Origin of the sequence: Salipiger thiooxidans (genome assembly GCF_900102075.1) — a bacterium.
GTDB lineage: Bacteria > Pseudomonadota > Alphaproteobacteria > Rhodobacterales > Rhodobacteraceae > Salipiger > Salipiger thiooxidans.
Genome location: NZ_FNAV01000048.1, coordinates 1 through 9,473 on the forward strand (window position 1 = coordinate 1; position 9,473 = coordinate 9,473).

The 9,473-nt window shown below is 64.0% G+C and carries 9 protein-coding genes and 2 pseudogenes; 7 read left to right on the forward strand and 4 right to left on the reverse strand.

Annotated elements, in window-relative coordinates; all coding sequences use genetic code 11:
• The 4 genes and pseudogenes from BLQ77_RS27580 to BLQ77_RS27595 form a co-directional block, all read right to left on the reverse strand.
• Window positions 1-341, reverse strand: a pseudogene (locus BLQ77_RS27580) (transposase); the annotation flags it as partial.
• Window positions 320-583 (reverse strand): hypothetical protein, encoded by a 264-nt coding sequence (locus BLQ77_RS27585; protein WP_375360221.1) that lies wholly within the window; start codon window positions 581-583, stop codon window positions 320-322. The pseudogene BLQ77_RS27580 and the gene BLQ77_RS27585, both read right to left, overlap by 22 nt.
• Complete coding sequence (locus tag BLQ77_RS27590) at window positions 574-1,404, reverse strand: chloride channel protein (protein WP_089964260.1); 831 nt, start codon at window positions 1,402-1,404, stop codon at window positions 574-576. Before BLQ77_RS27590 ends, BLQ77_RS27585 begins: the two co-directional genes overlap by 10 nt.
• Window positions 1,405-1,493: 89 nt before the next feature.
• Complete coding sequence (locus BLQ77_RS27595) at window positions 1,494-3,791, reverse strand: DUF3604 domain-containing protein (RefSeq protein ID WP_089964261.1); 2,298 nt, start codon at window positions 3,789-3,791, stop codon at window positions 1,494-1,496.
• A gap of 263 nt (window positions 3,792-4,054) precedes the next feature.
• Between BLQ77_RS27595 and BLQ77_RS27600 the strand changes: the two genes are divergently transcribed.
• The 7 genes and pseudogenes from BLQ77_RS27600 to BLQ77_RS27630 all read left to right on the forward strand — a co-directional run.
• Window positions 4,055-4,987, forward strand: coding sequence for a Bug family tripartite tricarboxylate transporter substrate binding protein (locus tag BLQ77_RS27600; RefSeq protein WP_089964262.1), 933 nt, complete (start codon window positions 4,055-4,057; stop codon window positions 4,985-4,987).
• Window positions 4,984-5,460, forward strand: a complete 477-nt coding sequence (locus tag BLQ77_RS27605) for a tripartite tricarboxylate transporter TctB family protein (RefSeq protein ID WP_089964263.1) — start codon at window positions 4,984-4,986, stop codon at window positions 5,458-5,460. The genes BLQ77_RS27600 and BLQ77_RS27605 overlap by 4 nt, the downstream gene beginning before the upstream one ends.
• Window positions 5,461-5,469: 9 nt before the next feature.
• On the forward strand, window positions 5,470-6,975 hold the full coding sequence (locus BLQ77_RS27610; RefSeq protein WP_089964264.1) for a tripartite tricarboxylate transporter permease: 1,506 nt from the start codon (window positions 5,470-5,472) through the stop codon (window positions 6,973-6,975).
• Window positions 6,972-7,742: a GntR family transcriptional regulator gene (locus BLQ77_RS27615; protein ID WP_089964265.1), complete on the forward strand. Its 771-nt coding sequence runs from the start codon at window positions 6,972-6,974 to the stop codon at window positions 7,740-7,742. Before BLQ77_RS27610 ends, BLQ77_RS27615 begins: the two co-directional genes overlap by 4 nt.
• Before the next feature lies 1 nt (window position 7,743).
• The gene (locus BLQ77_RS27620; protein ID WP_089964266.1) at window positions 7,744-8,376 is read left to right on the forward strand and encodes a YitT family protein; all 633 of its coding nucleotides are present in this window, start codon (window positions 7,744-7,746) and stop codon (window positions 8,374-8,376) included.
• Window positions 8,377-8,395: 19 nt separating this feature from the next.
• A pseudogene (locus tag BLQ77_RS27625) lies at window positions 8,396-9,004 on the forward strand (conjugal transfer protein TrbE); the annotation flags it as partial.
• Window positions 9,005-9,138: 134 nt separating this feature from the next.
• The coding region (locus BLQ77_RS27630) for an IS110 family transposase (RefSeq protein WP_131822092.1) at window positions 9,139-9,473 on the forward strand (335 nt) is incomplete at its 3' end.

The following is a 9,473-nucleotide window of genomic DNA, read 5'->3' on the forward strand; positions in this document are numbered from 1 at the left end:
CCTCGTCGATCCCGAGGTGGATCTTGCGCCAGACGCGACGTTTCGGGGCACCATGCTTGCGGGCGTGCCATTCGCCTTCGCCCTCGACCTTGATGCCGGTGCTGTCCGCTGCCCGGCAGGGCATTGCGCAGCAATGTCCCGAGAGGGATCAGCAGGTGCAGCGGGCCTTTCGATCCACGGTAGGGAATGTTGACCGCCAGGGTCTTCTGGCGGCGCGACAGCGTGCTGAAGTCGGGCACCGTCCAGTCAAGGCCGACCAGTCGCAGCAGACTTTCGACGAACCCGGTTGTCTGCCGGAGCGCCATGCCGAACAAAACCTTCATCGAAAGGCACGTCTGAAGTAATGGCCATCTTTTGAGATATGGCTGGTGACGGTCGTCGACGGGCGTTTGGCAACCTGTGTCCTGAAGCGGTCGGCAAAATCGCCAGAGCCGCGGTTTTTGTGCGCAGGTTGAAGGATCTCGGGGAATTCCATCAATTTTGGCGCGCGCCCGAAGCAGCGCGCGAATGCAGCCGAGAACATATAGCGCCCGAGGTCATCGGGAATATGTCCGCGAGTCTCGTGCTGAAGCGTCACGCGCATGCAGGCATGACCGCTCGGAGCAGGGTCTCCACGCGTGTACAGCAGCGCATCACGGTGATCGCCATGGCCACGGTCGCAAAGGTGATCATCAGGATCATGACGACCGCCGAGGGCCCGAGGGACAACGCCGGCACCGCGAAATGCAGGGCCGACGGGTAGAGCACCATGCGCGTGCCGGCCGCGGCCAGTGACGCGATCACCACCGGCGCGAGGTTTCCGATCGAATACGCGGCGATGACCAGTTCGAAGGCATAGAAGGCCCCCGCGATGGGGGACTGGAACAGCGCGGCAATCGAGGCGCCCGCGCCGCATGCGACCAGCAGGCGCATGTCGTTGCGCCGTCCGGAGGCCAGGGAGCCGGCTTTCGAGCCCAAGGCTGAACAGAGCTGCGTATGTGCCCCCTCCATACCCACAGAAGCGCCCATGCCATGCGAAAGCAGGGTCTGGACCATGATCCACAGTGCGCCCGGCAGGGGAATGCGTCCGCCCGTCAGGGCGTTGGCCTCGATCGGATCGACCTTTTCCAGCCGGCGACCCAGGCGCTTGGCGATCCAGATCGTGGCACCGACCGCGATGCCGCCCGCCAGCGGCACCCAGAGCCGGTCCGGGGGGATGGCATCGGCGCCGCTGATCTCACCGGTGCCGAGCCCGAAGGCGAGGAGCTGTATGTGCTTCACCAACCAGTCGAAGGCCGCAACGCTGACCCCGCAGACGATGCCCAGCAGCGCCGCGATCCCCGCGAGCCAGAAATCGTCCCTGCGAAAGCGCGCCCGGGCATATCTGAGAGCCCGCGCCGGGTAGGACCTGTGGCGAGTTTTCATTGCAGCATCACGACTTGGCAGAGGGGAGCAGGGATCCGGGGTCCCGCCGCTGGCAAAAGCAGCGGGACCCGTTCAGGGCTGGCGAGAGGTCAGTCCCGGTGCAGGTAGATCGGCGAGGTCCAGGCCTGGTTGCCGTCTTCGAGGTTCACGCAGATCCAGACGGGCGTGTCGCCGGTCGCGGCGATATCGACCTCCGCCTCGAAGCTGGCGTTTCGCGCCAGAGGCGTGTTCGGCAGTCGCTGGACGAACAGCTTCCGTGCGAGGCCGCCGGCGTCCATGACCACCGGCTCGATCCCGAGGTCGGCCGGGCGCACGGTAAGGTTGCCGCGGTTGGTCGTGAGGCTCAGTTCGGGCGCAGCGCCCTCCAGCCACATGTCGCAGCCCATCCGGTTGCCCGTAGTGATGGTGTCGAAGATCGCGCCGTTCGAGCCGATCTGTTCCAGCGTCTGCTCGGGGTTCAGGCGGTTGACCGGTGCGAACTGCGCGATCCGGCCACCGGCAACAAGGGCACGGCCCTGCCAGCGGGTGTTCCGGCCGCGCCCGCGGTACTCGGCCCCCGACCACATCAGCCTCAGCCGGCTGCCAAGATCGCTTTCGCGGTAGCTGCGCCAGAGGGTTGTGGTTTCGCTGCCCTTCCGAAGCTCGATGCTCTCGATGCCGACCGGCGCGTCCACCGACACCGAGATGCGGGCGCTGGCGCCACTGCTGCGCACGATGTCGCCCATGGTGCAGCTGCGCACCTCTTCGGTCGCGCAATCGGGCTCGGACAGGGGGTTGCGATGATAAAGCGTGCCGCCTTCGGGAAGGTCGGCCGAGATGTCGATGGCAAGACGCGGCCCCGAGGTGCCGTAGGTATGGCGCCGGCGGATCGCCTCGAACACCGCTTCGCGGGTGTTCTCTTCCATCAGGAAGCAGGTCAGGCCGCCATAGGCCCCGAAGAAGGAGGCGCCTGGGTAGGATGCCCCGGGCCGACCTTTGTGACCGTCGGAGTTCGCCACGACACCTACACGACGCCGCATCGGGAAGCCGTCGGTCAACACCCATTCGAAGCTGCCCCAGGCCGAATGAACCTCGACGGCGGCCTCGAGCTTCGGGTCGTGATCGAAGTGGATGTTGGCGTAGCGCCCTCCGACGTGCGCATACATCACCGCATCGACGGGTTCGGCGTGCAGCTTGCCGTAAAGATCGGTCAGCGTATGCGCATCCGCGTCGAGATCGTCGTGTTCCTCGACCAAAGCGTGCGAGCAGCGATAGATCTGCGCACCTTCCTCGCGGAAAAACACGTTGTGGTCCCCGCCGACCGCCGTGTTGCCCGACCATTCGTAGCCGGGAAGCACTGTGAAGACGCCAGGTTCGTTCAGTTCCGCGGTCAGACGATTCAGCTTGTCCCAGAAGGCGGGCTTGATCTGGAAGTCGTTCGCCTGATGCGAGGTCACGTCGAGGAAGGACTTGTTGCGCGCGAAGTCGAAGTAGTGCTCGATGGAATTGGTACCCACCGTCTCGCCGGTCTGCCCGTGCAGATCGCCCCAGTAGTGAACGCGGCCCTGACAGATCTGCATCGGCCCAGCCTCGACCACACGACCGTCCTCGGAGGTGAGCCGCAGCGTCAAGAGCCCTTCCTCGGCGACGCTGAGCGGTTCGATCCGCATCGCACCGCTTTCCGGCGCGAACTCGATCACTTCGGGCAGGCCGCTCACCGGCAGCGAGCTTTCGACGGTGAAGCGTGTCGGTCCCTGATCGGTCGGATTGCCCCAGAGGTCTTCGGCCTTGAGGCCGAGGCAGAAGCTCTCGCCCGGGCGGCGGCGCGTCGGCAGGACCGCGAGGTGACGATGCAGCGGCCCTGCGCCCACGGTAAATTCGAGGCGGGTGTCCGGCAGAGGAATGAAATTCCCGGTGGCCTGCACGTCGGCCATCACGCGGAAGACCCGCGCGCCTTCGAAGAAGGTGGACATCAGAAGGCCCGGCGAGCCCTGCGAGGCGTCGCCCAGGGTGATCTCGATGGTCTCGCCGGGGCGCAGGTATCCGCCGCGCTGGTAGATCGTCAGCGTCTCGTTCCACGGGCGCTGCCCGCCGTTGCGATCGTATTTCAGCATCAGTTGCCCGTCGCCCGAGGAGCGCGCGGTGACGTAGTTCGGCGCGGCCGGGTCGGTGGTCTGCAGAGCCCCGGCATCCGAAATCAGGCGCAGCGCAACGCGGACGGCCCCGGTGTCGTCGAGCCCCAACTTGCCCGTCGTGTAGGTTATCTTGAAGGTCTGGTAGCTGCGCACCTCGACGTGGTCCGGCCCCTCTAGGATCGCCGTGCCAAAGAGGTCCGGGTCCGTGCCCGGAATAGTCCGCAGGCGGCTTTCACCAATCATTTCGGGGTCGACATCGCGTTTGATCGTCATGGGAACTCCTAGAACCAGTCAGACAGACGGTTCCCAAAACTCTGTAGTTACTGGAAGCGGAAATCTGAATTCTGCCAAGATTCTGCACGGATCGTCAGATATTGGCCGAAAAACTCTAGTGTAATGATGAAAATTTGGGCGCGCCCTCCGGAGCCGACAGATTTTATCCTCGATTCCACCGGGCTCTCTTGAGTAAAGCTTGCCGAATCCGCCGTCTGGAGGCGACTAAACTACATAGTAAAACGATACCAACAGGAGTTCCCATGCTTTCGAAGATCGTGAAGGCGGCCTGCACGGTCGCCGCACTCGCAGTCCCCGGAATGGCTTTTGCCGCCGATTACCCCACCAAACCGATCACCCTCATCGTGCCCTATCAGGCAGGCGGGTCGGTCGAAACCATGGGGCGCGTCTTTGCCGATGAGCTCGGCTCGGCGCTTGGAGGCAAGGTTCTGGTCAAGACCCAGCCCGGTGCCGGCGGCAAGATCGGCACGACTGCGGCCTCGAAAGCTGGAGCAGATGGCTACACCCTTCTCTTCGCACCCGACTCCACCGTGCTCTGGCCCCCGATCGCGGAAGATGTCGACTATTCGCTCGAGAGTTTTACGCCGATCGCCCGCGTCGCCATGTTGCAGATGGCCATCGTCACCTCGAAGGGCTCGGGCATCGAAACCTACGAGGACCTGCTCGCCGCCTCTCGGGAAGGCAAGCTCAGCTACGCGGACCAGAACGCGATCTCGCGTGCCTTCGTAAACTATATCGGCAAGCAGGAAGGACTCGACTGGGTCGCGGTCCCGACCAAGGGCGGCGGCGAGATGGTCCCCTTCCTTCTCGGGGGCAAGATCGACTTCGCCTGGTCGGGTGGCGTGCATAACCGCTATCTCGACCAGATGAACGTTGTGCTGGGGATGATCGACGCGCCGCTGCAACGCTCGCCCGACGTGCCGACGATCCAGGACAAATTCGGCGTGGCGATGCCCGCCGGCGCAACAATCTGGGCGCCTGCCGGTCTTCCCGAGGACATTCTGTCTCAGCTCGTCGAAGCCAGCCTGACCGCTGCGGGATCCGAGGCCTTCACCTCTTTGCTGAACGACAAGCTTGGCATGCCCCCGGCCGCAGTGAGCGGTGAAGAGCTCACCAATGCACTGGCTGAAATCGACAGTGGCCTTGCCAAGGTCTATGAGACAACCTCCCAATGACTGAGACCGGCCTGCCAGATCGAGGGGCCCAAGGGCGCCTCGATCTCCTCATCGGACTGATCGCGGTGGTCGGGGCCATCGTGACCGTGCTTTGGATCATCCCGGCGCAGATCGAGCCAACGTCTGCTGCCGGTCAGCTTTCGCCGCGCTTCTTTCCGACCCTGTCGGTCATCGTCATCGCCCTGTTCGGCCTGGCGCTGATGGTCAAGAACCGTGGGTTCGCGCTGTCCCGCCTCCCGCATCCCGGGCCGGCACTGCTTCTCGAAACCCTCGCCTGGGCGGTCTGGGCCACGGCCACCATGCTGCTGCTCGCCTATGCGGGCTTCATCGCGGCCGGGGCGATCTCGTGCTTTTCCGGCATGGTCCTGGCCGGCCAGCGTCGCCGCCTGATCCTGTGTGCCGGCGCCTCGCTTCTTCTGCCGCTGGCGATCCAGCAGCTCGCCTGGCACGCCTTCTACATCCAGCTTCCCTGAGGTGTGACAATGATTGAGGTGTTCCTCCACGCCTTCGCTGCGGCTCTGGACCCGATGAACCTGGTGTTCATCGCGCTCGGCATCACGCTCGGCATCGTCATCGGTGTGCTGCCCGGCCTCGGCAGCGTCACGGCCATGGCCGTGCTTATCCCGCTGACATTCTACATGTCTCCGCTTGCCGCCATCGCCTTTCTGGTCGGCGTCAACAAGGGCGGCACGTCCGGCGGTGCGATCCCGGCGATCCTGCTCAATTCCCCCGGATCGCCCGAGGCGGCGACCACCGCCTGGGACGGCTACCCCATGGCGCGGCGGGGCGAGGCCTTTCGGGCCATGAAATTCGCCCTGTTCTCCTCGATCACCGGAGACACCATCTCGGACATTCTGCTTGTGATCCTGGTGGTTCCCTTCGCGGCCTTTGCCCTGCAATTCGGGCCGGTCGAATACACCGCGGTGCTTCTCTTCTCCTTCGCGCTGATTGCCGGCATCGCCGGCGACTCTCCTCTCAAAAGCGGCATGGCCATCTTCATCGGCATCTTTCTTGCCACTGTCGGTCTGGATCCGGTGTCCTCGACACCGCGACTGACCTTCGGACGGATCGAGCTCTACGACGGGTTCTCGCTATCGGCCCTGGCCATCGGAGCGCTGGCCCTGGGCTCGGTGGTGATGCAGGTCTCGGACCTGGCCACCGGACGCGCGGCGGACGATTTCGCCGCAAACCAGGCCGAAACCAAAGAGGGCCGACGTCTGTCGGCGCGCGAGTTCTTCTCGTACTGGCGGACGCTGCTGCGCGGCGCATTGACGGGGTCTCTGGTCGGCATGCTGCCCGGGCTGGGTGTGACGCTGGCCTCTTTCCTGTCCTATTCGGCTGCCAAACGCGCCTCGAAGACCCCCGAGGCCTTCGGCAAGGGCACGCCCGACGGGATCGTGGCCACGGAAAGCGCCAACAGCGCCGTTGTCGGCTCGAACCTCGTCCCGACCATCGCGCTTGGCATTCCCGGCAACATCGCCGCCGCGCTGCTGATCGGCGCCCTCGTGATGCACGGCGTGGTGCCCGGCCCCTTCATGCTGACCATGCATGGGGAGTTGATCTACGGGCTCTTCGCCTCGATGATCATTGCCAACCTGATCCATCTGATCATCGGGCGCGCCGGCCTGTCGCTCTGGGTGCAATTCGCCCGCATCCCGCGCCGTCTCATCCTGCCGCCGGTATTGATGTTCAGCATCTTCGGGATCTACCTGCCGACGCAGTCGCTTTGGGATGTCGGCGTGATGCTTGCCTTTGCCGGGCTTGGAATTCTCTTTAGCCGCGCCGGGATCTCCGTCGTCTGCACGGTGATCGGCTTCCTCCTGGGCGAGATGTTCGAAACCTCGCTGCGGCAATCCTTGCAGCTGTATCAGGTCGATGGCTTTTCGGTGTTGGCAAGTCCGGTCGCAGCGATCTTCCTTTTGCTTGCGATTGCCGTCGTCTTCCGCGCCATCTGGCGCGGTCGCAAACCTCAGGAGACACCGGCATGAGCACCGCAGAGATCGCTACGGTTGACCTGTGTGATCAAATTCGCCTCCGGCTTCAGGACGAACGGGGCCGGAACCCGCGCGAAACCAAGCGCAGTGCGCTGCGGCTCGCCCTGATGTCAGCGATACGCGACGGCGTGTTCAAGCCAGGCGACCGGCTGCCGCCCGAAGCCGAGTTGGCGCAGAGGCTCCAGCTTGCGCCCGGCACGGTTCAGAACGCCCTCGGCCAGTTGCAGGACCTCGGCCTGATCATTCGGCGCAGAGGGGACGGCACGCGCGTTGCAGATGCGGAACCGATGGGGCCCAGCGTCTGGCACTTCCGTTTCCGTGTTATCTCGACCCAGCGTCCGCTGCGCCTGACGTCAGCACGTATCGAGGTGCTGCGCAGCAACGAGACCGGACCCTGGACCGAGCATCTCGGCGAGGGCCCCTACATCGTGTTGCGGCGAAGGCTCTCCGGTGATGGCATCGGGATCGGGGCGGAAATGTACCTGCCCGGCGACCTGATCAACATCGACACCATCGAACTCAGTGAACTTGAAGGGGTGAATCTGCGCGTGCATCTCGAGGCCCTTCTCGGCCAGCGGGCGCAGCGCCCCTCGACGCAAGTGGCCATCAAGACCCTCGCTCCGCGCCAGGCCGCGTTGTTCGAGATGACACCCGGGGCCAGCGTCTTTCACGTCACGGCGCGCACCAATCTCAATGATGGTCGCCCGTTCTATCATCAGGACATCTACGCGCCGGGCGACCAACTGACCTTGGAATTCTGACATGCGAAAGCATTTTTCCCTCTACGACATGCAAGGGCTGGCGTTCGGCATCCTGCTGACAAGCCTTGGCGTCACCTTTCTCAAGGCGGCGGGCCTGGTGACCGGCCAGACAGCAGGCCTCGCCGTACTGCTGTCCTATCTGGCCCCTCTCGGCTTCGGCACCCTTTTCCTGCTGATCAGCCTGCCCTTCTTCGTGCTGTCTTGGAAGCGACGTGGCGCCGTCTTCACGCTGCGCACGGTCATTGCCGTGGCGGGCATATCGGTCGTCACGCAGTTTCTGGGCCACGCGATGTCCTTCGACGCGCTCCCTCCCTTGCTTGCCGGGATCCTCGCGGGCGCTTGCAGCGGCGTCGGTCTGATCGCTCTTTTCCGCCACAACGCCTCCGCGGGCGGGCTCGGGATCCTCGCTCTGATTGTCGAGGAGCGCACCGGCTTCAAGACCGGGTTGTTCCAGATGTGCTCCGACGCGGTCGTCTTCGGCATTGCGCTGATCTACCTGCCGTTCGATAACGTCCTCTGCTCCTTCGCAGGCGCGGTTGTCCTCAACGCCGTGATTGCCTGGAACTTCCAGATAGGCCAGGCGCGATCCGCTCTCCGTCGAGGTTGCCCGCCGCCATTTGCGCATTCCCGGTAATCTCTCGGTGTGAACCCCCATGATGAATCTTGCTGAATACAGCCGCACTCTCTCGTGCCTCGCCGACTACCTGCCCTGGGTGGCGCTGGTCGGGGAGGGCGTGGTGCTCAACAAGGGTGGCTCGTTCCAGAGAACGGCGAAGTTTCGGTGGCCCGATCTCGACAGGCCGTCGCGGTCGAACTGGTCGCGGTGGCGGGACGGCTGAACAGCGCTTTCCGTCGCCTCGTTTCCGGGGGGGGCCATTTTTGTGGAAGCGCAGCGCTCTGAGGCCGCGACCTATCCGGTTAGCATCTTCCCGGATGGGGCCTCCGCGCTGGCCGATGCCGAGCGCAAGGCCGAATTAGAGTAGGAGGGGAGCCACTTGGTATCCGGCTATTTCCTCACCCTCGTGTGGCTTTCGCCCGCCGAGGATGCGGCACGCTCAGAAGTTTGGCTCTACGAGGGCCGCGAAACCTCGGGTGTGACCCTCTGGGAACAGGTGCGTGGCTTCGTCGACGGTGCCGCTCGGGTTCTGGCACTGCTCGACGGTTTCATACCGGACCGCCGCTGGCTCGATGACGCCGCTACGCTGACTTATCTGCATTCAATGATTTCAACCAACCAGCATAGCGTGCGTGTGCCCGAGGTGACCTAGACGAATGTTGTGTTTGGGCTGGGACCGGCCATCTGCCGCGCTTGGCATGAAGGTCGGCTAATGGGATGTACCGGCTGCTTCACCCAGCAGGTTAGGCTGTGCCTATGTCTGCAAGTTGGAGAAGTAGCATGGAGAAGAAGACCTTCGTTCCGCTGATGTCCATCGGGATCGACATCGGCAAAGATACGTTCCATCTCGTCGGGTTTGACCGACATGGTCAATTGGTGTTGCGCAAACAGATCAAGCGGTTGGCCCTCGTCGCGACATTCGAGAAGTTGCCGCGATGCATCGTCGGGATGGAAGCCTGCCTGAGCGCGCATTTCGTCAGTCGAACCCTGCGCCAGCTTGGTTTTGAGCCGCGCATCATCCCCGCGATCTACGTGAAGCCGTTCATCAAGGGGCAGAAGAACGACTACAATGATGCCGAGGCCATCGCGGAGGCGGCGCTGCGCCCGAACCTGCC

Bases quoted from the DNA above. Each gene is read 5' to 3' on its own strand.
- BLQ77_RS27585 (WP_375360221.1), bottom strand. From the start codon at position 583: ATGCGCGTGACGCTTCAGCACGAGACTCGCGGACATATTCCCGATGAC.
- BLQ77_RS27590 (WP_089964260.1), bottom strand. From the start codon at position 1,404: ATGAAAACTCGCCACAGGTCCTACCCGGCGCGGGCTCTCAGATATGCC.
- BLQ77_RS27595 (WP_089964261.1), bottom strand. From the start codon at position 3,791: ATGACGATCAAACGCGATGTCGACCCCGAAATGATTGGTGAAAGCCGC.
- BLQ77_RS27600 (WP_089964262.1), top strand. From the start codon at position 4,055: ATGCTTTCGAAGATCGTGAAGGCGGCCTGCACGGTCGCCGCACTCGCA.
- BLQ77_RS27605 (WP_089964263.1), top strand. From the start codon at position 4,984: ATGACTGAGACCGGCCTGCCAGATCGAGGGGCCCAAGGGCGCCTCGAT.
- BLQ77_RS27610 (WP_089964264.1), top strand. From the start codon at position 5,470: ATGATTGAGGTGTTCCTCCACGCCTTCGCTGCGGCTCTGGACCCGATG.
- BLQ77_RS27615 (WP_089964265.1), top strand. From the start codon at position 6,972: ATGAGCACCGCAGAGATCGCTACGGTTGACCTGTGTGATCAAATTCGC.
- BLQ77_RS27620 (WP_089964266.1), top strand. From the start codon at position 7,744: ATGCGAAAGCATTTTTCCCTCTACGACATGCAAGGGCTGGCGTTCGGC.